Origin of the sequence: Leptolyngbya sp. BC1307 (assembly GCF_002286735.1) — a bacterium.
Lineage (GTDB): Bacteria > Cyanobacteriota > Cyanobacteriia > Phormidesmidales > Phormidesmidaceae > Phormidesmis.
Window position 1 is genome coordinate 1 of the sequence record NZ_NRTA01000201.1, and the last position, 482, is coordinate 482.

Genomic DNA, 482 nt, shown 5'->3' on the forward strand with positions numbered 1-482 from the left:
ACAGCCTATCTTCAGGGACTACAAGATGGTTCCTGACCTGCCTTTTGGCAGCGCGATTCCCGACTGCCGCTCATACTAATTTAGTGCTGACGATGGGGGTTGTACGACCGCTTTTCCGCGCGATCGCTCCTTCGTCCTGCGCCTTTACTTCACTTCCTCCGACAGCCATTAAACACCTCTCGGTTGTAGTCATTCACCTCGTTATCAGGCCCATTGGCTAGGTGGCATATTTCAACAGCTCGGGGCCTGCCTCTAAAAAATTCAATTAAGATCCAAGTGCCCGGCAGACGATGGTCAATTTGAGAAAAGAACGATCGCTGTGGGTGCAGATGCAAACTGACGAGCCAGCGCGATGGTGAAGCCTCTTCTATCAGCAATTCCAAATTCCAACTAACGGACAGTGCTTGCGAAGAAACGTATCAGCCGTTCAGCGAGAAATGGAGTAAAGTTCACAGCAGCCCTAATCCGCCAGGACACAGCCG

General features: G+C 51.5%; 1 protein-coding gene. It reads left to right on the top strand.

Annotated elements, in window-relative coordinates:
• Nucleotides 1-221 (top strand): hypothetical protein (locus tag CKL79_RS23675; protein WP_205879199.1); only part of this gene is annotated, 221 nt, incomplete at its 5' end.
• Nucleotides 222-482: the final 261 nt, after the last annotated feature.